The organism is Thermus parvatiensis (assembly GCF_001535545.1).
GTDB classification, from domain to species: domain Bacteria; phylum Deinococcota; class Deinococci; order Deinococcales; family Thermaceae; genus Thermus; species Thermus parvatiensis.
Genome location: NZ_CP014141.1, coordinates 96,955 through 120,404, shown reverse-complemented (window position 1 = coordinate 120,404; position 23,450 = coordinate 96,955). Strand labels below are relative to the sequence as shown.

Genomic DNA, 23,450 nt, shown 5'->3' with positions numbered 1-23,450 from the left:
CCCGTGGGGTATAGTGGGGGTGATGGCGCTGAAGCGTCTTACCCGCCAGCGCAAGGCCATCCTCGAGGTGGTGCGGCAGGCCCGGCACCACCCGGACGCCGCCTGGATCTACCAGGAGGTGCGCAAGCGGGTGCCCAAGGTGAGCCTGGGCACCATCTACCGCAACCTCGAGGCCCTGGTGGCCGAAGGCTACCTCGTCCCCATCACCAAGGCGGGGGAGGCCACCCGCTACGACGCCAACCTCCACCCCCACCACCACCTGGTCTGTGAGGCCTGCGGGGCCATCGTGGACCTGGAGGTGGACCTCCCCGACCTCCGCGCCCTTGCCCAAAAGGCCCACCCCGGGGTGGAGGTGCGGGAGGCCGAGGTGACCTTCAAGGGGCTCTGCCCCGCCTGCAAGGCCGCCCTCAAGGGCTAGATGGACCCCCTCTCCTGGCTCTACGCCCGGCAGGGCCGCTTCGCCCCGGGCCTGGAGCGGATCCGGGCCCTCCTCGCCCGCCTCGGCCACCCCGAGGAGGCCTATCCCGTGGCCCTCGTGGGGGGACGAACGGGAAGGGCACCACCGCCCGGGCCCTCGCCGCCATTCTGGAGGAGGCGGGGTTTAGGGTGGGCCTCTACACCAGCCCCCACCTGGTGGACTTCCGGGAGCGCATCCAGGTCCAGGGAAGGCCGATCCCCGAGGAGAAGCTCCTCGCGCTTTTGGCGGAGCTCCGTCCCCACGCCGAGCGCCTGGAGGCGAGCTTCTTTGAGGTTGCCACCGCCCTCGCCCTCCTCCACTTCGCCCGGGAGGGGGTGGAGTTCGCCGTCCTCGAGGTGGGCCTGGGGGGGCGCCTGGACGCCACAAACGCTACAGAGCCCGTCCTCTCCGTGGTCACCAACGTCGGCCACGACCACCTCGAGGTCCTGGGCCCCACCCTGAAGGACGTGGCCCGGGAGAAGGCGGGGATCTTCCGCGGGGGCGTCCCCGCCCTCACCGCCGCCCGGGGGAGGGGCTTGGGGTTTTGCGGGCCGAGGCCTTGGCCCGCAAGACCCCCTTGTGGGTCCTGGGGGAGGACTTCCACGCCGAAGGGGTGGAGGCTCTGCCCGAGGGCCTCGCCTTCACCCTGCGCCTGGAGAGGACGGGGGAGGCCCTGAGGCTCACCGCCCGCCTCCTCGGCCCCCATCAGGCGGAGAACCTGGCCCTGGCCGCCCTTTCGGGCCGCCTCCTCGGGGCGGGCTGGGAGGCGGTGAAGCGGGGCGTGGCCCGGGCGGAAAACCCGGGGAGGCTCCAGCGGCTTCTTTGGCGAGGGAGGGAGCTCCTTCTGGACGGGGCCCACAACCCGGAAGGGGCCTTGGCCCTGAGGGAGGCCCTGCGCTTCCACGGTCTGCTTCCCGCCGCCTTCGTCCTCGGTTTCAGCCGCGCCAAGGACCACGCCGCCATGGCCGAGGCCCTGAGGGGCTTGGGCCCCGTGGTCCTCACCCGCTACGCCTCCCCGAGAAGCGAGGACCCCAAGGCCCTCCTTCCCCTCTTCCCGGGGGCCAAGGTGGTGGAGGACCCCCTCGAGGCCCTGGAGGAGGCCTTCTCCCGGGAAGGCCGGGTGGTGGTGGCGGGAAGCCTCTACCTGGTGGGGGAGGTTCTCCGCCGCCTTGAGGGGCTTCCCGCCGAGGAGCGGTGGCAGTAGGCTGGGCGCTTAGTCCAGGGCCCCGCGGATGCGCTTGGCCGCCTCGAGGAGCTCCGCCAAGGGGCGCACCAGGGCGATGCGGACGAACCCCTTTCCTCCAGGGCCAAAGCCCCTTCCCGGGGCCAGGGCCACGCCCCTTTCCACCAGGCCGAGGGCGAACTCCAGGTCGTCCACCCCCTCGGGAAGCCGCCCCCAGAGGTACATGGTGGCCCTGGGGGGGAGGAGGCTTAGGGCCCCCTTTAGGGCCTCGGCCATCCCCAAGGCCCTTTCCCGGTAGACCCGGGCGTAGCCTCGGATCACCTCCTTAGGGGTCTTCAGGGCCTCCACCCCCATGCGCAGGATCCCGGCGTACTGGTTGAAGTCAACGACCCCTTTCACCCGCTCCAGGCGGGCGAGGGCCTCCTCGCTTCCCAGGGCGAAGCCCAGGCGGAAGCCCGCAAGGTTGTAGCTCTTGGAGAGGGAGAAGAGCTCCACCACCCGCTCCTTGGCCCCGGGGAGGGCCAGGGGGGAGGGGGCCTCTCCCTCGTAGACCTGGTCCACGTAAGGGTTGTCGTGGATGAGCCAGAGGCCGTGCTTCCGGGCCAAGCCCAGGGCCTCCTCAAAGTAGCCCCAGTTGGCCACGGCCCCCGTGGGGTTGTTGGGGTAGTTGAGAAGGAGGACCTTGGCCTCCCGCCACGCGCCTTCCGGCACCGCCTTAAGGTCGGCGAGACCGTCCTCCCTTAGGGGGATGAGAAAGGTCCTCAAGGAGGCCACCCGGGCCGCCCCGAAGTAGCTGGGGTAGGCCACCTCGGGGAGGAGGAGGAGGTCTTCGGGCTCCGTGAGGGCGAGGAGGAGGTGGGCTAAGCCCTCTTGGCTTCCGATGAGGGCCAGGGCCTCCCGCCTGGGGTCCAGGCCCACCCCGTAGCGGCCCTCGTACCAGCGGGCCGCCTCCTCCAGGAAGGGGAGGGTACAGCTCTTCAGGCAGTAGCCGTAGGTGGTGGGGTCGTTCAAGGCCTCGGCGAGGGCCTTCAGGGGGGCCTCGGGGGCGGGAGGTCGGTGGAGCCGATGGAGAGGTCAATGAGCCCCACGCCCCGTTCCCGGGCCTTCCGCTTGGCTTCATCTACGACAAGAAAAACCGAAGGCTCCGGGACCCTACTCATGGTGCCCCTCCTTCCAGGGCTTGCCCGTCACCAGGGAGAGGGCGTGGGGCAAAACGGGGAGCACGGCCTCCAAGGACTCCCTCGCTCCCTTGGGGCTTCCCGGGAGGTTCAGGATCAGGGTTCTTCCCCGGACCCCCGCCACTCCCCGGGAGAGGGCGGCCATGGGGGTCTTCCTGAGCCCCACGAGGCGCATGAGCTCGGCGAGGCCCGGGACCTCCCGGTCCAGAAGCTCCCGCGTGGCCTCCGGGGTCCGGTCCCGGGGGGCGAGCCCCGTCCCCCCGTTGGTGAGGATGAGGTCCAGGCCCTCCCGGTCTGCCCAGAGCCTAAGGACCTTCTTGATCATGGGGGGCTCGTCGGGCACGAGCTCGTAGGCCGCCACCTCAAAGGGCCCCCGGCCAGGACCTCCCGGATGGCGAGGTGGGTGGTGTCCGCCCGTTCGCCGCGGAAACCCTTGTCGGAGACGGTGAGGATGCCCACGCGGAACATGGCCCCTCAGCGCAGCTCGGCGAGGGCCTTCTGCGCCCTTTCCTTCTCGTACCGGTCCGCGGCGGTGCGGGCCGGGAGGGCGAGGGCGGTTTCCAGCTGTTCCCTTGCCTTCTCCTTCCTTCCCCAGGCGGCCAGAACCCTGGCGTACTCCACCCGGTGCACGATGGCCTCGGGCTCCAGCTCAATGGCCCGGCGCATCAAGGGCTCCACCCGGGCCCGGTCGGCCCCCTGGGTGGCGGCCACCAGCCAGCCCTTTTGCACCAGCTCAAAGTGCCACAGGGCCAGGGCCACCATGGCCCCCGCGTGGTCGGGCTTGCGCTTCAGGGTTTCCTCCAGGTCGGCGCGGATCCGGGGGGCGAGGCCCTCGGCCAGGGCCTCGAGGATCCCCTTGAACTGGGAAAGCCGTCCCAGGGCCCGGGCCCGTTCAAAGTAGGCCTCTGCGAGGCTAGGGTCCTGGGCGATGGCCTGGGAGGCGGCCTTCTCCGCCCGCTCAAACCAGGCCCGTTTTTCCTCGGGCTTGGCCACGTACATGGCGTGGTAGCTCGCCGCCTGGGCCGCGAGGACCAGGGCCTGGGGGGTGGCCTCCCGGACGCCCCGTTCGTAGGCCTCGGTGAAGCGCCCCTGGGCGATGAGGCCAGCGAGGTCCCCTTGGGCCAGGGCCACGGCCAGAAGCGCGGCCGCGAAGAGGGCTTGGCGCATGGTTCTCACCCGCTCCAGGATACCACCCCTTGGGTGTAGACTCGGGGCATGCGCGGCGTCTGGGCGCTGGCGGTGGCCTTGGGCCTCGCCTGGGGCCAAGAGGGGGACTACGCGGCCCGGTGTGCCCGCCTCTACGCCCAGGGGGCGCTGGAGGCGGCCCAGGCCACCTGCGAGCTGGGCCTTGTGGTCGCCCCCCAGGACCAGGAGGCCCTGCGGCTCCTCGTGCGCATCCACCTGGACAAGGGGGAGGTGGCCCAGGCCCAGGCCTACCTGGACCGCCTGGGCGAGGACCCGGAGGCCCCCTACCTCCGGGCCCGGGCCCTCCTCGCCGAGGGGCGGTACCGGGAGGTTTTGGCCATGGGCCTCGAGGGAACGGAGGGGAGGCTTCTCCGCGCCCTCGCCTTGGAGCGCCTCGGGCGCCTCGAGGAGGCGTTGGCCCTGGCCCGGGGCCTTCCCTTGGACCGGGAGGTGCGGCTCCTTTTGGGGCGGCTTTACCTCGAGCTCGGCCGGCCCCTGGAGGGGGTGGCCTACCTGGGGGACACCCCGGAGGAGGCGGTCCTCAAGGGGAGGCTCCTCCTGGCCGGGGGGCGGCTTGCCGAGGCGGCCTCCCTCCTGGAGGAGGTCCGCTCCCGGCTTTCTCCGGAAAGCCCCCTCTACCGGGAGGCCCTCGCCGCCCTGGCCCTCGCCCGCTTCGGGCGGCTGGACGGGCAGGGGGGGTTTTCCGCCCTGGGGGAGCTCGCCCAGGTGGAGAACCTCCCGGGCCTCTGGCTCGCCCGCCTCTGGCCCTGGCTCCTCTGCGCGGTGGCCTTCCTCGGGCTTCTCGTCTACGGGGAAAGCCGCATTGAGCCTTTGCGCACCGTGGAGGTGGTGGAGGACCCCCTGCCCGGCCCGGGGCGGCTCTACCTCTTCGCCCTAGGGGGCTTGGGGTGGCCCTCCTGGTCTCCGTGGCGACGGGGCTTGGGCTTTACGGCAACGCCCTCGCCCTCTTCACCCCCTACCAGCAGGGGGTGGTCCTGCCCCTCTTCCACCTGGCCTACGGCCTCTACCTCTTCCTCGGCCTCTACCTCTGGCAGCGGAGGTGGTTTCCCGGGCTTCTCGGGCCCAAGGAGGGCTGGGTGGAGGGGTTCTGGGTGGGGCCGCTTCTCCTGGGGCTCCTTTGGGCCTACGGCCAGGTGCGGGGCTTCCTCGGGCTTGGGGGCCTGCCCCCAAGCCTCCTCACCTTCCTAGGGCTCGCCCTGGCGGAGCCTTTCTTCCGGGGCCTGGTGCCCTGGGTCTTCCGGGAGCGGTACCGGGACCTCGCCCTGCCTTTGGCCGCCCTCCTCTTCGCCGTGGCCTGGCCCGGGCCCGCCCTCTTCCTCTTCCTGGTGGGCTGGCTTCTCCTCCGGCTGAAGGAGCGCACGGGGGGGCTTCTCGGCCTCGCCCTGGGCTGGGTCGTAGCCGGGGTGGTCTTGGGGCTTTTCCCCTCGGCCTGGCTGAGGAGGTTTTAGTGCGCCCCGTCTACTTCCTCTCGGATTTCGGCCTCGAGGACCCCTACGTGGCCGTGGTGAAGGCGGTGCTGGCGGAGCGGGCCCCGGGGGCGGCCGTGGTGGACCTGGCCCACGCCCTCCCGCCCCAGGACCTGAGGCGGGCGGCCTACGCCCTCTTTGAGGCCCTGCCCTACCTCCCCGAGGGGGCGGTGGTCCTGGCCGTGGTGGACCCGGGAGTGGGGACGGCGCGCCGGGCGGTGGCCGCCCTGGGGCGGTGGACCTACGTGGGTCCGGACAACGGCCTCTTCACCTTGGCCTGGCTTCTGGACCCTCCCCGGCGGGCCTTCCTCCTGGAGCCGCCCAGGCCCCGGCCCAAGGCCGCCCTCCCGGGCTGGGCCCCCGGGGAGGCCACCTTCCACGGCCGGGACGTCTTCGCCCCCGCGGCCGCCCACCTGGCCCTGGGCCTCCCCCCGGAGGGGCTTGGGCCGGAGGTGCCGGTGGAGACCCTGGCCCGTCTCCCCCTTGCCCTCACGGAGGGGCCGGAAGGGGAGGTCCTCACCTTTGACCGCTTCGGCAACGCCATCACCACCCTCCTCCGGGCGCCGGTGGGCGGCTTCGTGGAGGTGGGGGGAAGGCGGGTGCCCGTGCGCCGCACCTTCGGGGAGGTGCCGGAAGGGGCCCTGGTGGCCTACCTGGGGAGCGCGGGGCTTTTGGAGGTGGCGGTGAACCGGGGGAGCGCCCGGGAGGCCTTGGGGCTTAAGGAGGGGATGCCTGTCCGCCTCCTCTAGGCACCTCAAGCGGCTTTCGCCGCGAGGAGGGCCCGGGGATTGTGCCTTTTACCCCTGATACGCACAGGCTCAGGCGTATATTGGGGGCATGCGGACGGACCGGAACCAGCTCCGCTTCAACCAGGCCCTCCTCGTCCTCCTTCTGCCCCTGGCGGCGCTTCTGGACCTGCCCTGGCTCGTCTACCTCCTCTTCCTCCTCGTGGCGAGCCAGCACACCCCCCTGGACCTGATGGCGGTCCTTAAGCGCCTCCTCCGGGTTCCCCCGCAGATGGTGGACGAGGACCCGAGGCCCCACCGCTTCGCCCGCTTTTTGGGGGCGGTCTTCCTGGGGCTTGCCTCCTTGGCCCTCCTCCTCGGCCTGAAGCCTTTGGGCTACGCCCTCGCCCTTCTCGTGGCCCTCCTCGCCTTCGTCAACCTGGCCTTCGGCTTCTGCCTCGGCTGCTTCCTCTACCTCCACCTCCGCTACGCCCGCGCCCTCTTCACCGGGAAATAGCCTCCAGAAGGCGCACCATCTCAATGGCGGTGAAGACCGCCTCGGCGCCTTTGTTGCCCGCCTTGCCCCCGGCGCGCTCCTGGGCCTCCTCGGGGGTATTGGTGGTGAGGACGCCGAAGACGATGGGCTTCTCCGTCTGGAGCATGGCCTGCATGAGGCCGCTCGCCGCCTGGCCCGCCACGTACTCAAAGTGGGGGGTCTCGCCCCGGATCACCGCCCCCAGGGCCACCACCGCGTCCACGTCGGGCCTTTGGGCCAGGCGCTTGGCCACCAGGGGAAGCTCAAAGGAGCCGGGGACCCAGGCCACCAGGACCTCGGCGGGGTCCCCGCCCAGGCGGGCGTAGGCCTCGAGGGCCCCCTCCAAAAGGAGCTTGGTCACCCGCTCGTTGAAGCGGCCCACGGCGATGGCGAGCCGTACCCCCTTGGCGGTGAGGATGGGGGAGAGGGTCTTGGGTTTCATGGCCCCAATATACTTTGGGGGTGGAGCGGTACCTCCTGGTGGCCCTGGGCGGGGCGTTGGGCTCGCTTTTGCGCTACGGCCTCGGGGCCTTGGTCCAGGGAAGCCTGGGGGCGGGGTTTCCCTGGAGCACGCTTTTCGTCAACGCCCTGGGGAGCTTCCTCATCGGCCTCACCCTCCGCCTCTCCCTGGAAGGGGCCCTCTCCGGCGAGGCCCGGCTCTTCCTCGCCGTGGGGGTTCTGGGGGGTTCACCACCTTCTCCTCCTTGAGCTACGAGACCCTCGCCCTCCTCCAGGGAGGCGAGGTGGGGAAGGCCTTGCTCTACGCCCTTGGGAGCCTTTTCCTCGGCCTCTTCCTCGCCTTCTTGGGCTACCGCCTGGGCGGGGCCCTGGTAGGCTAGGGGCATGCGCTTGGAGGGCGAGGCCCTGCTCCTCCGCGTCTTCCTGGGGGAGTCGGACCGGTATGAAGGGAGGCCCCTTTACGAGGCCATCGTCCTCGAGGCCCGGCGCCGCGGCCTTTCCGGGGCCACGGTCCTCAAGGGCTTCATGGGCTTTGGGGCCCACTCCCGCATCCACACCGCCAAGATCCTCCAGCTCTCCGAGGACCTCCCCGTGGTGGTGGAGATCGTGGACACGGAGGAGAAGATCCAGGCCTTTCTCCCCGTGCTGGACGGGATGGTGCGGGAGGGGCTCGTCACCTTGGAGAAGGTGCGGGTCCTCCTCTACCGGAGCCGGTGATCCCCCAAAACGGCCTCCCCGGGCCAGCCGGGCGGAGGATGACCTGGCCCGCTTTCTCCCTCGGGGTTTGGGGCTATCCTGATGGCATGAACCCCCGCGTGCCCCCGGGCCAGTTCGTCACGGAGCGCTTCCCCATCCTCACCTACGGGGAGACCCCGAGGATCGCCAAGGAGGCGTGGCGCCTCGAGGTCACGGGACTCGTGGAAACGCCCCTCGTCCTCACCTACGAGGACCTCCTCGCCCGGCCCCAGGTGGAGCTCACCCGGGACTTCCACTGCGTCACCCGCTGGAGCCGCCTGGACGTGACCTGGAAGGGGGTGCGGACGCGGGACCTCCTGGAAGAGGCCCGCCCCAGGCCCGAGGCCGTGGCCGCCTTGGTGGAAAGCTACGGGGGCTACACCACCAACCTCCTCCTGGAGGACCTCCTTAGGGAGGACGTGCTCCTCGCCCACACCCTCTTCGGCAAGCCCCTCCCCCGGAAAGGGGAGGCCCCGTCCGCCTCCTCGTGCCCCACCTCTACGCCTGGAAGAGCGCCAAGTGGGTGCGCCGTATTGTTCTTTTGGATCACCTGGAGCTCGGCTTCTGGGAGCGGCTGGGCTACCACTGGCGGGGGGACCCCTGGAAGGAGGAGCGCTTCCAGGAGGGGCCGGTCCCCGCCCACCGGATCCGGTTTGCGGCGCGCAATAAACCTGAGCGTTAAAATGTTGGGGGGAGGTGAGGGCATGCGCCTGGAAGAGGCCCGGATTGCCGTGGACGAGGCCCTTTCCGCCTACCGCCGCTGCGTGGAGGCGGAGGTGGAGGAGTACGGCCCCGAGTACGAGCGGGTGACCTTCATGGAGTACGAGGCCCCCGCCCCCGACCCTTGCGCCGAGGCCTTTTCGCGCCTCGTGGAGGCGGTGCGGGCCTACGAGGCCGTGGGGGGAAGCCGGGACGATCTGGACCTGGGGGCCGAGAGGAAGCGGGTTTACAAGGCCTTGGACAGGGAATAGGCCCGGGGCCGTCCCTCCTGGAAGAAGTAGGCCTCCTGGAAGCCCAGTTCCTGGAGGAGGGCTACGGTCTCGGGAAAGGCAAAGCCCACCTGCTCGGGGCGGTGGGCGTCGGAGCCCAGGACCACCCCGATGCCGAGCTCCCGGGCCCGCCGGAGGAGGGCGGGGGCGGGGTAGACCTCCTTCGCCGGCCTCCTCAGCCCGGCGGTGTTCACGTCCAGGAAGAGCCCCGCCTCGGCGACGGCCCTTAGGGCGGGCTCGGCGAGCTCCAAAAGGGCCTCCTCGGGGAGGCGGTGGCCGAACTTCTTGGGGAGGTCCAGGTGGCCGATGGCGTGGAAGAGGCCGCTTCGGGCCGCCTTCTCCACCTCCTGGAAGTAGGCCCGGAAGACCTCCTTGAGGTCGCGCCAGGCGTACTCCTCCTGGTGGTCCGGGTGGTCCAGGGGCCAGGCCCCCAGGTAGTGGACGCTCCCGATGACGTAGTCAAAGGGGTAGCGGCGCAAGAGCTGGGCCACGAAGCCCTCGGTGCCGGGATGGAAGTCCGCCTCGAGGCCGATGCCCACGTAGAGGTCCTGGGCCCGTTCCCGCACCCTTTCCAGGGCGAGGAGGTAGAAGGGGAGGGCCTCGAGGCGCATCCGGCTTCCCGGGTCGTACCAGGGGGGCATGGGGCTGTGGTCGGTGAAGACCACGCCTTTAAGCCCCTTGGCCCGCGCCTCCTCCAGGTAGGCCTCGGGGTGGCCCTCCGCGTGGCCGCAGAGGGGAGTGTGGACGTGGCTATCCACCATGGGGGGATTCTACCCGCACGAGCTTCCCCGCCCAGGCGTAGGCCACCACCTCCCGTCCCAGGGCCCGGGAGAGGTCCAGGGAGAGGAAGGGGTCCTCCGCCACCTCCCCCGCCACCTCCTGGACCAGGACGGGGGTGAAGGGGGGCAGGAGGGCGGGGTAGCGCTCCAGGATGGCCTCCACCTCAAAGCGCCGGGCCCAAAGCCGCTTCAGGGCGAAGAGGGCCTCCTGGGGGGTGGAGGCCCTTTCCCCCTCGGCCTCCCCCGCGTAGCGGAGGAGGAAGGGCCCGCGCCCCTTTAGGGCTTCCAGGAAGGCCTCGGCCCGCTCGGGGAGGAGGTAGCTTTCCCGCACCGCCCGCCGGGCCTCCTCCGCCGCCACCAGGAGGCGCTCCTCGTCTATGCGCACGCCGAAGACCCCTTGGAAGAGGGCCGTGATCCTCTCGGGGAGGTTGGCCAGGCGGTAGAACTCCGCCTCCAGGTCCACCACCCAGGTGGGGACCACCTCCTGGCCCCGGGCCTCGAGGAGGCGGAGGAGGGCCACCTCGCCCGAGGCCGGGGCCTCCTTTAGGGGGAGGACAGGCTTCGCCATAGGTACCACGCGAGGTGGCTCCGGTAGGGGCGGAAGGCCTCGCCGAAGGCGGGAAGGGCCTCGGGGGCCACGCCGAAAAGGCGCGCCGCGGCCCGGCGAAGCCCCAGGTCCCGCACCGGCCAGACGTCGGGCCTTCCCAGGCCGAACATCAAAAACATCTCCGCCGTCCAAAGCCCCACCCCCCGGACGCGGGTGAGGCGCTCCACCACCGCCTCGTCCTCCAGGCGGTCAAGCCCGTCCAGAAGCCCTTCCTCCGCCTTAGCCGCGAGGTCTTTCAGGGCCAAGGCCTTGGCCCGGGAGAGGCCCGCCTGCCGCAGGAGGTCCAAGGGGGCCTCGAGGAAGGCCTTTGGCGTGGGGGGGACGAGGCGGAAGAGGCGCTCGGCGAGGCGGGCGGCCGCCTGGGTGGAGAGCTGCTGGGCCACCACGCTCTCCGCGAGCACGCGGAAGGGGGGCCTTTGGGGAAAGGGGTTGGGGGCGAAGGGGGCGGGGCCGTGCCGCCTGTAAAAGGCGGCGAGGACGGGGTGCTCAAACAAACCGAACCCCCTCGGCCCGGGTGACCTTGCCCTGGTAGAGGAAGGTCACCTGGCGCAAGGTGGCCTCCAGGTCAAAGGGGGTGAGGGCGCTGGTGGCGTCCTCGGGAAGGACCACGTTGTACCAGCGCAAGGCCGCGGACCCCGCCGTGTGCAGGACGCAGATGTTGGCCACCGTCCCCGTGACCACCACGTGCTTTACCCCGAAGAGGTGCAGGTAGTGGTCCAAGGGGGTGCCGTAGAAGGCGTCGTAGCGGACCTTCCGGATGACGAGGTCTTCGGGCTCGGGCTTAAGCTCCTCCAGGATCTCCGCGCCCCAGGTCCCGGCCACGGTGTGCCGGGGCCAGATCTGGAACTCGGGGTCGTCCTCCCGGTGCCAGTCCTGGGTGTAGACCACCTTGGCCCCCGCTTGCCTCGCCCTCTCCAGGAGGAGCCGGATGGCGGGGACGCTTTTGGGGGCGTCGGGGACGAAGAGGGCGCCCTTGGGGTGGGCGAAGTCGTTCTGCATGTCCACCACGATGAGGGCCGTCTCCTTGGCGGGGAGTTCCACGGTTTCCACCTTGGGGATCTCGGGCACCTGGACCATGCCCTCATGGTACCCCGGCCGCCTTGACCCCGGGGAGGAGGGGGGGCTACACTCGTTCGCATGAAAATACGGGACCTCCTCAAGGCGCGGCGGGGCCCGCTTTTCTCCTTTGAGTTCTTCCCCCGAAGGACCCGGAGGGGGAGGAGGCCCTCTTCCGCACCCTGGAGGAGCTCAAGGCCTTCCGCCCCGCCTTCGTCTCCATCACCTACGGGGCCATGGGGAGCACCCGGGAGAGGAGCGTGGCCTGGGCCCAGAGGATCCAGGGCCTCGGCCTCAACCCCCTCGCCCACCTCACCGTGGCGGGCCAGAGCCGAAAGGAGGTGGCCGAGGTCCTCCACCGCTTCGTGGAAAGCGGTGTGGAAAACCTCCTCGCCCTCCGGGGCGACCCCCCAAGAGGGGAAAGGGTCTTCCGCCCCCACCCGGAGGGTTTCCGCTACGCGGCGGAGCTCGTGGCCCTCATCCGGGAGCGGTACGGGGACCGGGTCTCCGTGGGCGGGGCGGCCTACCCCGAGGGGCACCCGGAAAGCGAGAGCCTCGAGGCCGACCTCCGCCACTTCAAGGCCAAGGTGGAGGCGGGGCTGGACTTCGCCATCACCCAGCTCTTCTTCAACAACGCCCACTACTTCGGCTTCCTGGAGCGGGCGAGGCGGGCGGGGATAGAAATCCCCATCCTCCCCGGGATCATGCCCGTCACCAGCTACCGCCAGCTCCGCCGCTTCACCGAGGTCTGCGGGGCGAGCATCCCCGGGCCCCTCCTCGCCAAGCTGGAGCGCCACCAGGACGATCCTAAGGCCGTCCTGGAGATCGGGGTGGAGCACGCCGTCCGCCAGGTGGCGGAGCTTTTGGAGGCCGGGGTGGAGGGCGTCCACTTCTACACCCTGAACAAAAGCCCCGCCACCCGCATGGTCCTGGAGCGCCTGGGCCTCCGCTCCGCCTCGGGGCAGCCTTAAGCGGCTTTCGCCGCGGTGGGGGCTCTCTTGTTTCGGGCGCCCCGTGCCGCGCGGCCCGCGTGCGGCCCCTTTTTGTGTTGCGGGACCCAGGTGTGGGCCCTTAGCCTTAGAGCCATGCGGCTCGTGGAGCGCACCCCCGAGGTGGACCTGGACCGGCTCCTCCAGGGCTTCGTGCCCCCGCCCCGCTTCCTCGGGGCCACCTTCCAGACCTACCGGCCCGACCCCCGGTACCCCTCCCAGGCCCTGGCCAAGGAGCGGCTCCGCCGCTGGGTGCACGACCGCCCCCGGGGGTTCCTCCGCCCCCGGCTTCCCGGGCCCCAGGGGATCTACCTGGACGGGGGGTTCGGGGTGGGGAAGACCCACCTCCTGGTGGCCGCCTACCTCGAGGCCCCTTCCCCCAAGGCCTTCCTGACCTTTGAGGAGCTCACCTACACCCTGGGGCTCTTGGGCCTTAGGGAGGGGGCGAGGCGGTTTTCCGGGCTCCGCTACCTCTTCCTGGACGAGTTTGAGCTGGACGACCCGGGGAACGCCCAGATGGTCACCCACTTCCTCGCCCTCACCATGGACCGGGGTCTGAGGGTCGCCACCACCTCTAACACCCCGCCCGGGGCCCTGGGGGAGGGGCGGTTCAACGCCGAGCAGTTCCGCTACCAGATCCAAAGCCTCGCCCGCCGCTTCGCCGTGGAGCGGATTGAGGGGGAGGACTTCCGCCACCGGGACCCGGACCGCCTGCCCGACCCCCTCCCCGAGGAAAGGCTCCTCGCCCTTTACCGGGAGGACCCCAGGCCCAAGAGCCTGGACGATTTTCCCGAGCTCATCGCCCACCTGAGGCGGCTCCACCCCATCCGCTACCGCTACCTCTTTGACGGCCTGAAGGCCGTCTACCTCCGCGGCTTAGAACCCCTCCACGACCAGAACGACGCCCTCCGCTTCGTCCACTTCGTGGACCAGCTCTACAACCTGGGCCTGGACCTCAAGGCCTCCGGGGCCCCCCTGAAGGACCTCTTTCCCGAAAGCTACCGTCACGGGGCCTTCGCCAAGAAGTACGGCCGGGCCCTTTCCCGGCTCGCCGAGCTTTTGGGGTAGCATGGGGGCATGGACCTGGCGGAAAAGCTTTCCGAGCTGGCCCAGGCCCTCTCCCAGGCGAGCGCCGCGGTGGGGGTGCTGGAGGCCATAGAGGAGGTTTTGGACGAGTACAAGGACGGGGAGCTCACCCTCAAGGAGGCCATGGAGGAGATCCAGGGGCTCGTGGAGGAGTTCCAGGCGGTGCGGGCCCTCTCCGAGATGTCCCCGGAGGAACTCATGGCCCTGGCCGAGGAGGAGGAGGACGAGGGGGCCTCAGGTCTTGAAGGCGGTGGCCATCGTTTTGGACTCCGTGGGCCTGGGCTACCTGCCCGACGCCCCCCTCTTCGGCGACGAGGGGGCGGACACCTTGGACCACACGGTCCTGAAGACCGGGATCGCCCTCCCCCACCTGGCCGGCCTCGGCCTCGGCCGGGTCCCCGGGGTCCACACCCTGCCCCGCGCCGAGCGGCCCCGGGGCGGGTTCGGCCGTATGCGGGAGGTGAACCCCGGCAAGGACACCACCACGGGGCACTGGGAGTTCGTGGGGATCCACCTGGAAAAGCCGTTCCGCACCTTTCCCCAGGGGTTTCCCGAGGACTTTCTCCGGGAGTGGGCCGAGGCCATCGGGGTGGGAGGGTGGCTTTTGAACCGCCCCTACTCGGGGACGGAGGCCATTCGCGACTACGGGGAGGCCCACCTCAAGACGGGCTACCCCATCGTCTACACCTCCGCCGACAGCGTCTTCCAGGTGGCGGCCCACGTGGACGTGGTCCCCGTGGAGGAGCTCTACCGCTTTTGCCAGGTGGCCCGGGAGAGGCTCGTGGGCGAGCTCCAGGTGGCCCGGGTCATCGCCCGGCCCTTCGCCGGGGAGCCGGGGAGGTTCTACCGGCTGGAGCACCTACGGAAGGACTTCGCCCTGGAGCCCCCGAGGAACGTCCTGGACGTCTTGCGGGAAGGAGGCCTCGAGGTGGTGGGGGTGGGGAAGATCCCCGACATCTATGCGGGGCGCGGCTTCACCCGGAAGGTCAAGACCAAGGACAACCGAGACGGCCTGGAGAAGACCCTGGCCCTCATGGGGGAACCCTTTTCCGGCCTCGTCTTCACCAACCTGGTGGACTTTGACTCCAAGTACGGCCACCGCCGCGACCCCGAGGGGTACGGGAGGGCCCTCGTGGAGCTGGACGCCTTCCTTCCCAGGCTTCTTGCCGCCTTGGGGCCCGAGGACCACCTCTTTCTGGTCTCGGACCACGGCAACGACCCCACCTTCTTCGGCACGGACCACACCCGGGAGTACGGGATGCTCCTCTGGGTGGGGCCGGGGGTGGAGGGGGAGCTCGGCACCCGGGAGACCTTCGCCGACCTCGGGGCCACCTGGGCCCGCCTCTTCGGCCTGGCCTGGGACGGCCCCGGCACGAGCCTCGTCTGAGCCATGCCCCTCACCTGGCGCGACCTCTTGGACATCTTCCTGGTGGGCGTCCTCCTCTACTCCCTCTACCGCATCCTCGCCGGCACCCGGGCCCTGAACCTTGTCCGCGGCGTTTTGATCTACCTCGCCACCTGGTTCCTGGCGAGCCTCCTCGGTCTTTCCACCTTAAGCTGGATCCTGGGGAACGCCGCCACCTTGGGCGCGTTCGCCCTCATCGTGGTCTTCCAGCCTGAGCTTCGCGGGCTTCTGGAGCGGCTCGGCCGTGGCCAGGGGGCGCTTAGGCCCCCCCCGGTGGCCTTGGAGTTGGAAGAGCTCTTCCTCGGGCTTCGCCGCCTTTCCGAGCGGCGCCACGGGGCCCTCCTCGCCCTGGAGCGGCGCACCCCCTTGGGCGAGTACGCGGCGAGCGGCGAGGTGCTGGACGCCCGGCTTTCCGCCCGGCTTCTGGAGACCCTCTTCTACCCCGGCACCCCCCTGCACGACGGGGGGCCATCGTGCGGGAGGGAAGGCTGTTCGCCGCGGGGTGCGTCTTCCCCCTCTCCGAGGTGGGCATGGGCCTCGGCACCCGGCACCGGGCCGCCTTGGGCCTCTCCGAGGTGTCCGACGCCCTGGTCATCGTGGTGAGCGAGGAAACGGGGGCCATCCGGGTGGCCGAGGGGGGAGGCTCTCCCCGCCCCTCTCCCTCGAGGCCCTGCGGGCGCGCCTCAAGGAGGTGGTGCGGGATGCGTGACTGGCCCGCCTTCCTGCTGGCCCTTCTCGTGGCCTTCGCCCTCTGGTACAGCCTCCAGGAGCAGGCCCCCGTGGTGGAGCGGAGCCTCAAGGTTCCCCTCCAGGTGGTGGGGCTTGGGGAGGGGCGGCGCGCCCTGGGCCTTCCCCGGGAGGTCCTCCTAAGGCTTAGGGGGCCTGCGCCCTTGTTGGAGGGGCGGGCCCTTCCCGTCTCCGCCTACCTGGACCTCTCCGGGGCCGAGGGGGAGGTGGTGCGGGAGGTGCGGGTGGCGGCCCCCCAGGGGGTGGAGGTCCTCGAGGTGGTGCCCGCCCGGGTGGGGGTGGTGGTGGAGGTGGAGGCCCAGCGCCAGATCCCCGTGGAGGTCCTGGCCCAGGGGCCTGGGTCCTTACCGATCCCGCCTTCGTGGAGGCGGTGGGGCCGAAAAGCCAGGTGGAGGCCGCTGTGAGCGCCGTGGGCCTGGACCTGGGGGACGAGGTGGCCCTTTTCCCCTTCGGCCCGGAGGGCCCCTTGGAGGGCGTGGAGCTCCGGCCTAACCGGGTTCGGGTGGTGGAGCGCCGGGAAGCCCTCTTCCTCAAGGAGGTGCCCCTCTCCCTTAAGCCTCCCCCGGGGCGCCGCCTCCTGGACTACGCCCCCAAGACGGTGCGCCTCGTGGGCCCGCGGGAGGCCCTGGAGGGCCTTACGGGCGTGACCGCCGTCCTCGAGGAGGCCCTGGGCCCGGGGGAGGCGGAGGTGGCGGTGGTCCCGGACCTCCCCCCGGGGGTCCAGACCCTGGGACCGGTTCGGGTGCGGGTTGCGCTAGAATAGCAAGGATGGTCTACCCCATCCGGCTTTACGGAGACCCCATCCTCCGCCGCAAGGCCCGGCCTGTGGAGGACTTTTCGGGGATTAAGCGCCTGGCGGAGGACATGCTGGAGACGATGTTTGAGGCCAGGGGGGTAGGGCTTGCCGCCCCCCAGATCGGCCTTTCCCAGCGCCTCTTCGTGGCGGTGGAGTACGCCGACGAGCCCGAAGGGGAGGAGGAAAAACCCCTAAGGGAGCTCGTGCGCCGGGTTTACGTGGTGGCGAACCCGGTGATCACCTACCGGGAGGGGCTCCTGGAGGGGACGGAGGGGTGCCTCTCCCTGCCCGGCCTCTACTCCGAGGAGGTGCCCCGGGCGGAGCGCATCCGGGTGGAGTACCAGGACGAGGAGGGCCATAAGCGCGTGCTGGAGCTCGAGGGGTACATGGCCCGGGTCTTTCAGCACGAGATCGACCATTTGGACGGGATCCTCTTCTTTGAACGCCTGCCCAAGCCCAAGCGGGAAGCCTTCCTGGAGGCCAACCGGGCGGAGCTCGTCCGCTTCCAGAAGGAGGCCCGGGCCTTGTTGAAGGAGCTTTCCCAGGGATGAGGGTGGCCTTTTTCGGCACCCCTCTTTGGGCTGTCCCCGTTCTGGACGCCCTGCGCAAGCGCCACCAGGTGGTCCTGGTGGTTTCCCAGCCCGACAAGCCCCAAGGCCGGGGCCTGAAGCCCGCTCCGAGCCCCGTGGCCCGCTACGCCGAGGCGGAAGGGCTTCCCCTTTTGCGCCCGGCGCGGCTTAGGGAGGAGGCCTTTCTCGAGGCCCTGCGCCGGGCTGCGCCCGAGGTGGCGGTGGTGGCGGCCTACGGGAAGCTCATCCCCAAGGAGGCCTTGGACATCCCCCTCCACGGTTTCCTCAACCTCCACCCTTCCCTCCTTCCCAAGTACCGGGGAGCGGCCCCCGTCCAGCGGGCCCTCCTCGCCGGGGAGCGGGAGACCGGGGTCTCCATCATGCGCCTGGACGAGGGGTTGGACACCGGTCCCCTCTACGCCGTCTGGCGGACGCCCATCCTGCCGGACGAGGACGCCGTGGCCTTGGGGAATCGGCTCAGGGACAAAGGGGTAGAGCTCCTTCTTGAGGTGCTGGAGCGCCTCCCGGAGCTCACCCCTAGGCCCCAGGAAGGGGAGGCCTCCTACGCCCCGCCCCTCACCAAGGAGGAGGGACGGCTGGACTTCGGGGAGAGCGCCGAGGCCCTCTACCGCCGCCACCGGGCCGTCCAGCCCTGGCCCGGGAGCTACTTCTTCCACCGGGGCCGGCGGGTCAAGGCCCTGAGGCTCCGCCCCGAACCCGGGGAAGGGGAGCCTGGGGTGGTGGCCCGGGTGGGGCCGGAGGGCGTGGCGGTGGGCACGGCCTCGGGCCTCCTTCTCCTGGAGGAGGTCCAGCCCGAGGGGAAGCGGGCCATGCCCGCCGCCGACTGGGCCCGGGGCCATGGCGTGGCCCCGGGGACCCGGCTTGGCCAGGTATAGTCAGGAGGATGCGCTTCCTCGTCCTCACGGGCCTCTCCGGGGCGGGCAAGACCACGGCCCGGGGTTTTCTGGAGGACCTCGGCTACTTCATGGTGGATAACCTCCCCCCCAGGCTCTGGCCCCCCCTCCTCCAGGAGGCGGCGGCCCGGGGCCTCGCCCGGGTGGGGGTGGTGGTGGACGCCCGGGCCCTGGCCTTCTTCCAGGACCTGGAGGAGGTCCTGGCGGCGTTGCGGCCCACCGTGGTCTACCTCGAGGCCCGGCCCGAGGTCCTCCTCCGCCGCTACAACCTCACCCGCCGGGTCCACCCCTTGGGGGCGGGGAACCTGATGCGGGAGATCGCCGAGGAGAGGCGGGCCCTGGCGGGCCTGAGAGGCCAGGCCCACCTTGTGGTGGACACCTCGGAGCTCTCGCCTCGAGGGCTCAAGGAGGTCCTGGCCCGCTTTTTGGGCGAGGAGGGGGGTTCCTCCTCCGCCTGGTTTCCTTCGGCTTCAAGTGGGGCCCCCCCAGGAGGCGGACCTGGTCCTGGACGTCCGCCCCCTGCCCAACCCCCACTACGACCCGGCCCTCAGGCCCCGGACGGGCCTGGACCCCGAGGTCCGGCGCTACGTCTTCTCCGAGGCCGCGGAGCCCTACTACCGGGCCCTCCTCGCCGTGGCCGGGCTCGCGGCTGAAGGGGCGCGGGCGGAGGGGCGGGCCTTCTACACCGTGGCCGTGGGCTGCACCGGGGGAAGGCACCGGAGCGTGGCCGTGGCGGAGCGCCTGGCGGAGGAGCTTTCCGGCAGGTTCGCCGTGGAGGTGGTGCACCGGGATGTGGAGCGGGAAGGGTAGGGGCGTGTGGGCCCACCCGGCGTGGCGCTGGCTCCACCCCGGGATGCGGGTCAAGCGCTACGCCGCCCTGGCGGGCCTCGGGGTGGGGATGGCGGCCTGGGGGCTGGGCCAGGCCCTCCCCTTGCCCGCCCTGCCGCCCCTCGCCGCCTGGGGGGTCGCCGCCCTGGGTGGGGGGCTTCTGGTCCTCGGGGTGCGGGCCATGAACCGGAGCATGCTTTCCGCCTTCACCCGGCCCGAGGAGGTGCCGGAGCGGGTCTACGTCCGAAGGCGGCTGGAGCGGGGGCCTAGGGTCGTGGCCTTCGGGGGGGGGACGGGGCTTTCCCGGGCCCTTTCCGGCCTCAAGGAGGGGACGGCCAACCTCACCGCCGTGGTGGCGGTCACGGACGACGGGGGCTCCACGGGGCGGCTCAGGCTCGCCTACGGCCTCCCGGCGGTGGGGGACCTGGTGGACTGCCTGGCCGCCCTCTCCGACCACCCCGCCCTTCCCCGCCTCCTCGCCTACCGCTTCCGCCGGGGGGAGTTTTCCGGCCACACCTTCGGCAACCTCTTCCTCGTCACCCTGTACGAGGCGAGCGGGGACTTCGCCGAGGCGGTGCGCCAGGCCAACGCCATCCTGAACCTTCGGGGCCAGGTCCTGCCCGCCACGCCCCAGGCGGTGCGCCTCGCCGCCCGCCTCCAGGACGGGCGGAGGGTGGTGGGGGAGGTGGCCTTGAGGGAGGCCGGGGGCCGGGTGCGGGAGGTGGGGCTGGAGCCTGAGCCCAGCGTGGTCATGGGGGAGGTCCTCGAGGCCCTCCGCCGGGCGGACCTCGTCCTCCTCGGCCCGGGAAGCCTCTACACCAGCGTCATCCCCAGCTTCCTCCCCGGGCCCATCCGCGAGGCGGTGCGGCGGTCGGGGGCCCTTGTGGTCTACGTGGTCAACCTCATGACCGAGCCCGGGGAGACGGACGGGTACACCGCCTACGACCACTACAAGGCCGTGGCCCACCATCTGGGGCGGAGGCCGGACGTGGTGGTGGTCCACACCGCCCCTATTCCCGAGCCGGTGCTCCGGCGCTACGCCGCCGAGGGGCGCCACCCCGTGCCCTACGACCCCCGTCCCTTCAGGGTGGACGGGGTGCGGGTGCTGGAGGGGGACTTCCGCGAGGCAGGGGAGCTTGCCCAGCACGACCCCAAGAAGCTGGCGCGGGCGGTGCTGAAGCTGGTATAAAGGGGCTCGTGCTCTTCTTTTTTCAAGACCCTCTTGGGGATGCCCAAGGCCTCGCCTACCTCTATCCCCAGGCCGCCCTTTACCGGGAGGCCGGGGAAGGGTACGCCGACCTCACCGCCTTGGCCGGGGAGGTTCGGCAGGGGGAGCTCGTCCTCAAGCTGCGGCTCGCCCGCTACCCCAACCCCTTGGGCGGGCCCTTGGGCTTCAGCCTGGCCACGGCCCTGGTCTACCTGGACCTCGCCCCGGGCGGGGAGGAGGCCCTTCTTCCCGGCCTCCGCACCCCTCCGGGCCAGGGGTGGGAGGCGGCCTTCGTGGTCACGGGCTTCGGGGTGGAGCGGAAAAGCCCCGAGGGGAAGAGGGAGGCGGTGCGGGCCTGGCGGGAGGGGGAGTGGGTGGTCTGGTCCACGGGCCTGCCTCCAGGCGAGTACGGCTATTACGGGGCGGTGGGGCTCTTTGACCCCTTCGCCTCCTGGTACCTGCGCCCCGTTTCCCCGGAAGGGGGGGCCTGGGTCCTGGGGGCCCCCTTGGGCATGCCCCCGGTGGTGGACGTCCTCGCCCTCCGCCCCGAGGACCAAAGGGCAGCCTACCAGGAGGGGGTGCTCAGGCCCCTGCGCCCCAAGCGGTTCGCCCTGGAGGCCCCAAGCCTCGCCGCCTTCGGCCTAGGGGCCTTGTCCCTGGTCCTGGCCTTTCTGCTCGGGCGAAAGGGGCGCTGAGGCGACGCTTCGGAGGTAGTCCAGGTCTTGGCGCAGGGCCTTTTCCGTGGCCTCGAGGAGGGGAAGGAACTCGGGGGGAAGCTCCTTTTGGAGGTGGCCCACGCAGAGGAGAAGCTCCTCCACCAGGGCCTTCTCCTGGGCGCGGCGCCGCCTTCCGCCCCGCTCGGCGCTCCGGGCGAGCCTTTCCAGGCGGCGGACCAGGCAGACGCGGGGCTCCCCCCCACGCCGGCGCAGGCCAGCCCCGGGGCCCCGCCACAGCGGGCGTAGGCCTCCGGGTAGCGGGGGGCGAGCTCCGGCCGCCCCGCCCAGGCGAGGCCCAGGGGCCCCGCGTGCCAGGCGGCGAGGCGGAGGTACATGGCGCGGCGGGTCCTGCGGAGCTGGACCTCCATGCCCTAAGGATAGCCCTTGCTTCCGGGACAAATGCCCTGGTTGGGGTTTCCTCTTTCTCGGGTAGCCTTCGCATACTTTAGGTCAGGAGGCTCGCGCCTAAGGGATTTCCGGAGCCCCCTTCCTGGCGCAAGCCAGGATGGGGTGGTATTAAAGGCGGAAGGGCGTCTTCAGCCCCGCTAAGGCCACGGCCCTCGCCTCCTCCGGGGCCCAGGAGAGGGCCAGGACCCCCCGGTAGGCCCGCAAGGCCCGCTCCCGCTCCCCGGCGAGGTCCAGAAGCTGCCCCATCCGGGCCAGGACGTACCCCGGGAGGTAGCCTGGGTGCTGGAAGTCCATGCGGAAGACCTCCTCCATGAGGGCCAGGGCGTCCTCCCACTGCCCCGAGGCCAGGTAGACCTGGGCCGCAAGGTACAGGGCCTCCGGGGAGCCGATGGCGAAGAGCTGCTCCACAAGCGCGCCCCAGTCGTCCTCCTCCTTAAGGAGCCAGGCCCGGTCCAAAAGGGCTCGGACGCGCTCCGCCTCCGTGGGTCGGTGGGGCGGGGGGCCTTCCTGGGGGAAGGCCTCGAGGAGAAGGAGGAAGTCCAAAAGGTCCGCCACCACGGCCCCCTCCCGGCCCTTCAGCGCCTCCACCACCCCCGCCACCCGCCTGGCCCGGAAGCCCGTGGCCGGACCTTCCCCGAAGGTGCGGACGAAGCCCTCGTAGAGGGCGCCAAGCTCCCCCAGGAACTCGGGAGCGTAGAGGCGCTCCGGGGTGAGGGGCTTTTGCAGGAGGGCGGAGAGGTCCCGGTCAAAGGCGGCCAGGCGCTCCAGGTGGGGCCGGGCCGCCGGGTACTGGGCCAAGGCCTCCCGGAAGGCCTCCGCCTCCCCCTTTAGGTGGGCCTCCCGGTCCACGGGCACCACGGGCACGCCCCGCGCCTCCGCCCAGGGGAGGAGGTGGAAGAGGAGGGGGTCCTCCTCCCGCCAGGTGCCCTCGGCGAGGGAGGCCTCGGAGTGGGAGGCCAGGTAGACCACGGGGGGGTTGGCCGCCTCGAGGATGGCCAGGACCGTGGCGGCGTTGTAGCGTGGGTGGAGTATGTGGAGGGGACCGAGGGAGGGCAGGAGGATCATCCTTAGCATTTTAGGCGGGCTTCGCGGGAACCGGGGCCGGATCCTCCTCAACGGCTGGCTGATCTGGCTCGGGGACACGCTGATGAACCCCAACATCATCCTGGCGAGCTTCGCCGCCCGCTTGGGGGCCTCCCCGATCCTCATCGGCCTCGTCCCCGCCCTTCCCCTGGCGGGAGGCCTGCTTCCCCAGGCCCTTTTGGTGGGGTGGGTGGCGCGCCACAGAAAGAAGCTTCCCCTCTACCGCAAGGCCTCGGCCTTCCGCTTCGCGGGGCTTCTCCTTCTCGTCTTTGGGGCCTTCTTCCTTGGGGCGTGGCCGGGCCTGCTTCTCGGCGTTTTCCTGGCGGGGCTTTTTCTTTTCGCCCTCTTCACCGCCTTGGCCAGCCTGCCCTACTGGGAGGTGCTGGCCAAGGCCGTGCCCCGCGAGGAGCGGCCCGGGCTCTTCGCCGCGATCTACATGGGAGGCGGGGTTTTGGCCTTTCTGGCCGGCTTCGGCGTGCGCGCCCTTCTGGGTCTGGACCTCCCCTTTCCCCTGGGCTACGCCCTCCTCTTCGCCCTGGGGACCCTGGCCTACGGGGCGGCGTGGTACGTCTTCGGGCGGGTGGAGGAGCCCGAGGAGGAGGTGGCGGTGGGGCGCACCGACCTCCGCCTTCCCCTAAGGCGCCCCGGGTTTCGCGCCTACCTCACGGCCCGGCTCTTCCTGGGGCTTGCGGGCATGGTGGAGCCCTTCTACGCCGCCTACGCGGTCCGGGTCTTGGGGAAGGAGGCGGAGCTCGGCCTCTACCTCGCCCTGAACGCCCTGGCCTTCATCCTCTCCAACGCCCTCTGGTCCGCCCTGGCCCGGAGGGGGGCGAAGGCCGTCTTTCTCGGAGGGGGGGTGCTGGTGCTCGCCACGCCCCTCCTCGCCCTCGCCCTTCCCCCGGGGCCTTCGCCCTGGTCTTCTTCGTGCAGGGGGCCTACCTCGCCGCCTTGGGCATCGCCGGCAACACCTACCTCCTCAACCTGGCCCCGCCCGAGGAGCGGACCGCCACCGTGGGCCTCGCCAACAGCTTCCTGGGCCTCTTCGCCTTCTCCCCGGTCCTCGGAGGGTGGGTGGTGGGGGCTTGGGGCTACCAGGCGCTCTTCCTCCTCTCCGCAGGCCTAGCCGTCCTGGGCCTCTGGGCGGTCCGGCGGCTTCCGGAGGTGTGATACCACCCCATGCTGGCTTGTGCCAGCATGGGGGCCCTGGTCAAGGGGCTTTCCCGGGCTAACCCAGCAGGGTATGAGGCCACTCCGTGGGGGCAAGCCGGGGAAAGGGTGGGAGGGGGTCCCGGGGCGGGAAAAGAAGGAAAGGGCGGGCCCTTTGGGC

At 71.1% G+C, this 23,450-nt stretch carries 18 protein-coding genes and 13 pseudogenes; 21 read left to right on the top strand and 10 right to left on the bottom strand.

Annotated elements, in window-relative coordinates; genetic code table 11:
- Positions 1 to 22 precede the first annotated feature (22 nt).
- Positions 23 to 418 (top strand): manganese-dependent transcriptional regulator PerR, encoded by a 396-nt coding sequence (gene perR, locus AV541_RS00705; protein ID WP_008634036.1) that lies wholly within the window; start codon positions 23 to 25, stop codon positions 416 to 418.
- Positions 419 to 1,661, top strand: a pseudogene (locus tag AV541_RS00700) (bifunctional folylpolyglutamate synthase/dihydrofolate synthase). It abuts the gene before it with no gap.
- A 9-nt stretch (positions 1,662 to 1,670) separates the two neighbouring features.
- Here the strand turns inward: AV541_RS00700 and AV541_RS00695 are convergent.
- The 3 genes and pseudogenes from AV541_RS00695 to AV541_RS00685 form a co-directional block, all read right to left on the bottom strand.
- Positions 1,671 to 2,800: pseudogene (locus tag AV541_RS00695) on the bottom strand (aminotransferase class I/II-fold pyridoxal phosphate-dependent enzyme).
- Positions 2,793 to 3,286, bottom strand: a pseudogene (locus AV541_RS00690) (MogA/MoaB family molybdenum cofactor biosynthesis protein). Before AV541_RS00690 ends, AV541_RS00695 begins: the two co-directional pseudogenes overlap by 8 nt.
- Positions 3,287 to 3,292: 6 nt before the next feature.
- Positions 3,293 to 3,985, bottom strand: a complete 693-nt coding sequence (locus tag AV541_RS00685) for a hypothetical protein (RefSeq protein WP_060384012.1) — start codon at positions 3,983 to 3,985, stop codon at positions 3,293 to 3,295.
- 48 nt (positions 3,986 to 4,033) lie between these two features.
- Between AV541_RS00685 and AV541_RS00680 the strand changes: the two are divergent.
- The 3 genes and pseudogenes from AV541_RS00680 (at position 4,034) to AV541_RS00670 (ending at position 6,732) form a co-directional block, all read left to right on the top strand.
- Positions 4,034 to 5,472: pseudogene (locus AV541_RS00680) on the top strand (tetratricopeptide repeat protein).
- Positions 5,472 to 6,239 (top strand): SAM hydrolase/SAM-dependent halogenase family protein, encoded by a 768-nt coding sequence (locus AV541_RS00675; protein WP_008634046.1) that lies wholly within the window; start codon positions 5,472 to 5,474, stop codon positions 6,237 to 6,239. Before AV541_RS00680 ends, AV541_RS00675 begins: the two are co-directional and overlap by 1 nt.
- 88 nt (positions 6,240 to 6,327) lie before the next feature.
- A complete protein-coding gene (locus tag AV541_RS00670) occupies positions 6,328 to 6,732 on the top strand; it encodes a DUF4395 family protein (protein WP_060384011.1) in 405 nt (134 codons plus the stop codon).
- On the opposite strand, the gene ribH is transcribed toward AV541_RS00670, so the two are convergent.
- The gene (gene ribH / locus AV541_RS00665) at positions 6,719 to 7,192 is read right to left on the bottom strand and encodes a 6,7-dimethyl-8-ribityllumazine synthase (protein WP_008634050.1); all 474 of its coding nucleotides are present in this window, start codon (positions 7,190 to 7,192) and stop codon (positions 6,719 to 6,721) included. The two genes, AV541_RS00670 and ribH, sit on opposite strands and share 14 nt — an antisense overlap.
- A 20-nt stretch (positions 7,193 to 7,212) precedes the next feature.
- On the opposite strand from ribH, the pseudogene crcB reads away from it, so the two are divergent.
- The 4 genes and pseudogenes from crcB (at position 7,213) to AV541_RS00645 (ending at position 8,915) form a co-directional block, all read left to right on the top strand.
- Positions 7,213 to 7,589: pseudogene (gene crcB / locus AV541_RS00660) on the top strand (fluoride efflux transporter CrcB).
- A gap of 4 nt (positions 7,590 to 7,593) precedes the next feature.
- Positions 7,594 to 7,926: a DUF190 domain-containing protein gene (locus AV541_RS00655; protein WP_008634053.1), complete on the top strand. Its 333-nt coding sequence runs from the start codon at positions 7,594 to 7,596 to the stop codon at positions 7,924 to 7,926.
- A 38-nt stretch (positions 7,927 to 7,964) separates the two neighbouring features.
- Positions 7,965 to 8,626: pseudogene (locus tag AV541_RS00650) on the top strand (sulfite oxidase-like oxidoreductase).
- A 22-nt stretch (positions 8,627 to 8,648) separates the two neighbouring features.
- A complete protein-coding gene (locus AV541_RS00645) occupies positions 8,649 to 8,915 on the top strand; it encodes a hypothetical protein (protein ID WP_014628840.1) in 267 nt (88 codons plus the stop codon).
- On the opposite strand, the gene AV541_RS00640 is transcribed toward AV541_RS00645, so the two are convergent.
- The 4 genes from AV541_RS00640 to AV541_RS00625 are packed head-to-tail and all read right to left on the bottom strand — an operon-like array spanning position 8,891 to position 11,396.
- Positions 8,891 to 9,694 carry a histidinol-phosphatase gene (locus AV541_RS00640; protein ID WP_008634057.1) on the bottom strand — a complete coding sequence of 268 codons (804 nt, stop codon included), beginning with the start codon at positions 9,692 to 9,694 and terminating at the stop codon, positions 8,891 to 8,893. The genes AV541_RS00645 and AV541_RS00640 overlap by 25 nt on opposite strands.
- Positions 9,684 to 10,280, bottom strand: a complete 597-nt coding sequence (locus AV541_RS00635; protein WP_011174019.1) for a hypothetical protein — start codon at positions 10,278 to 10,280, stop codon at positions 9,684 to 9,686. The genes AV541_RS00640 and AV541_RS00635 overlap by 11 nt, the downstream gene beginning before the upstream one ends.
- Positions 10,256 to 10,813, bottom strand: coding sequence for a DNA-3-methyladenine glycosylase family protein (locus AV541_RS00630; protein ID WP_008634060.1), 558 nt, complete (start codon positions 10,811 to 10,813; stop codon positions 10,256 to 10,258). Before AV541_RS00630 ends, AV541_RS00635 begins: the two co-directional genes overlap by 25 nt.
- Complete coding sequence (locus AV541_RS00625) at positions 10,806 to 11,396, bottom strand: nicotinamidase (RefSeq protein ID WP_008634062.1); 591 nt, start codon at positions 11,394 to 11,396, stop codon at positions 10,806 to 10,808. Before AV541_RS00625 ends, AV541_RS00630 begins: the two co-directional genes overlap by 8 nt.
- A gap of 60 nt (positions 11,397 to 11,456) precedes the next feature.
- Here AV541_RS00625 and metF point away from each other — a divergent pair.
- From metF to AV541_RS00570, 11 genes and pseudogenes are all read left to right on the top strand, one after another.
- Positions 11,457 to 12,346 (top strand): annotated as a pseudogene (gene metF / locus AV541_RS00620) (methylenetetrahydrofolate reductase [NAD(P)H]).
- A 114-nt stretch (positions 12,347 to 12,460) separates the two neighbouring features.
- Positions 12,461 to 13,432, top strand: coding sequence for an AFG1/ZapE family ATPase (gene zapE, locus AV541_RS00615; RefSeq protein WP_008634066.1), 972 nt, complete (start codon positions 12,461 to 12,463; stop codon positions 13,430 to 13,432).
- A 9-nt stretch (positions 13,433 to 13,441) separates the two neighbouring features.
- A pseudogene (locus AV541_RS13285) lies at positions 13,442 to 13,681 on the top strand (hypothetical protein); the annotation flags it as partial.
- 10 nt (positions 13,682 to 13,691) lie between these two features.
- The gene (locus AV541_RS00605) at positions 13,692 to 14,837 is read left to right on the top strand and encodes a phosphopentomutase (protein WP_060384010.1); all 1,146 of its coding nucleotides are present in this window, start codon (positions 13,692 to 13,694) and stop codon (positions 14,835 to 14,837) included.
- 3 nt (positions 14,838 to 14,840) lie between these two features.
- Positions 14,841 to 15,564 (top strand): annotated as a pseudogene (gene cdaA / locus AV541_RS00600) (diadenylate cyclase CdaA).
- Positions 15,557 to 16,365 (top strand): annotated as a pseudogene (locus AV541_RS13280) (YbbR-like domain-containing protein). Before cdaA ends, AV541_RS13280 begins: the two co-directional pseudogenes overlap by 8 nt.
- 5 nt (positions 16,366 to 16,370) lie before the next feature.
- The gene (gene def / locus AV541_RS00590) at positions 16,371 to 16,949 is read left to right on the top strand and encodes a peptide deformylase (RefSeq protein WP_014628849.1); all 579 of its coding nucleotides are present in this window, start codon (positions 16,371 to 16,373) and stop codon (positions 16,947 to 16,949) included.
- Positions 16,946 to 17,863, top strand: coding sequence for a methionyl-tRNA formyltransferase (gene fmt, locus AV541_RS00585; RefSeq protein WP_008634076.1), 918 nt, complete (start codon positions 16,946 to 16,948; stop codon positions 17,861 to 17,863). The genes def and fmt overlap by 4 nt, the downstream gene beginning before the upstream one ends.
- Before the next feature lie 8 nt (positions 17,864 to 17,871).
- A pseudogene (gene rapZ / locus AV541_RS00580) lies at positions 17,872 to 18,691 on the top strand (RNase adapter RapZ).
- Positions 18,672 to 19,898: a gluconeogenesis factor YvcK family protein gene (locus tag AV541_RS00575; protein WP_038035684.1), complete on the top strand. Its 1,227-nt coding sequence runs from the start codon at positions 18,672 to 18,674 to the stop codon at positions 19,896 to 19,898. The pseudogene rapZ and the gene AV541_RS00575 overlap by 20 nt, the downstream one beginning before the upstream one ends.
- Before the next feature lie 8 nt (positions 19,899 to 19,906).
- Positions 19,907 to 20,611: a glucodextranase DOMON-like domain-containing protein gene (locus AV541_RS00570; RefSeq protein ID WP_060384009.1), complete on the top strand. Its 705-nt coding sequence runs from the start codon at positions 19,907 to 19,909 to the stop codon at positions 20,609 to 20,611.
- On the opposite strand, the pseudogene AV541_RS12945 reads toward AV541_RS00570, so the two are convergent.
- Both AV541_RS12945 and AV541_RS00560 read right to left on the bottom strand, forming a co-directional pair.
- Positions 20,558 to 21,000: pseudogene (locus tag AV541_RS12945) on the bottom strand (hypothetical protein). The gene AV541_RS00570 and the pseudogene AV541_RS12945 sit on opposite strands and share 54 nt — an antisense overlap.
- 148 nt (positions 21,001 to 21,148) lie before the next feature.
- Entirely contained in the window at positions 21,149 to 22,114 is a 966-nt protein-coding gene (locus tag AV541_RS00560) for a tetratricopeptide repeat protein (RefSeq protein WP_082709610.1), read from the bottom strand.
- Positions 22,115 to 22,187: 73 nt separating this feature from the next.
- Here AV541_RS00560 and AV541_RS00555 point away from each other — a divergent pair.
- Positions 22,188 to 23,290, top strand: a pseudogene (locus AV541_RS00555) (MFS transporter).
- Positions 23,291 to 23,450: the final 160 nt, after the last annotated feature.

Excerpts from the sequence above, each read along its gene's own strand:
- AV541_RS00655 (WP_008634053.1), top strand. The coding sequence starts at position 7,594 with ATGCGCTTGGAGGGCGAGGCCCTGCTCCTCCGCGTCTTCCTGGGGGAG.
- AV541_RS00560 (WP_082709610.1), bottom strand. The coding sequence starts at position 22,114 with ATGCTAAGGATGATCCTCCTGCCCTCCCTCGGTCCCCTCCACATACTC.
- AV541_RS00645 (WP_014628840.1), top strand. The coding sequence starts at position 8,649 with ATGCGCCTGGAAGAGGCCCGGATTGCCGTGGACGAGGCCCTTTCCGCC.
- AV541_RS00685 (WP_060384012.1), bottom strand. The coding sequence starts at position 3,985 with ATGCGCCAAGCCCTCTTCGCGGCCGCGCTTCTGGCCGTGGCCCTGGCC.
- AV541_RS00640 (WP_008634057.1), bottom strand. The coding sequence starts at position 9,694 with ATGGTGGATAGCCACGTCCACACTCCCCTCTGCGGCCACGCGGAGGGC.
- perR (WP_008634036.1), top strand. The coding sequence starts at position 23 with ATGGCGCTGAAGCGTCTTACCCGCCAGCGCAAGGCCATCCTCGAGGTG.
- AV541_RS00635 (WP_011174019.1), bottom strand. The coding sequence starts at position 10,280 with ATGGCGAAGCCTGTCCTCCCCCTAAAGGAGGCCCCGGCCTCGGGCGAG.
- AV541_RS00625 (WP_008634062.1), bottom strand. The coding sequence starts at position 11,396 with ATGGTCCAGGTGCCCGAGATCCCCAAGGTGGAAACCGTGGAACTCCCC.
- fmt (WP_008634076.1), top strand. The coding sequence starts at position 16,946 with ATGAGGGTGGCCTTTTTCGGCACCCCTCTTTGGGCTGTCCCCGTTCTG.
- AV541_RS00670 (WP_060384011.1), top strand. The coding sequence starts at position 6,328 with ATGCGGACGGACCGGAACCAGCTCCGCTTCAACCAGGCCCTCCTCGTC.
- ribH (WP_008634050.1), bottom strand. The coding sequence starts at position 7,192 with ATGAAACCCAAGACCCTCTCCCCCATCCTCACCGCCAAGGGGGTACGG.
- AV541_RS00575 (WP_038035684.1), top strand. The coding sequence starts at position 18,672 with ATGTGGAGCGGGAAGGGTAGGGGCGTGTGGGCCCACCCGGCGTGGCGC.
- def (WP_014628849.1), top strand. The coding sequence starts at position 16,371 with ATGGTCTACCCCATCCGGCTTTACGGAGACCCCATCCTCCGCCGCAAG.
- zapE (WP_008634066.1), top strand. The coding sequence starts at position 12,461 with ATGCGGCTCGTGGAGCGCACCCCCGAGGTGGACCTGGACCGGCTCCTC.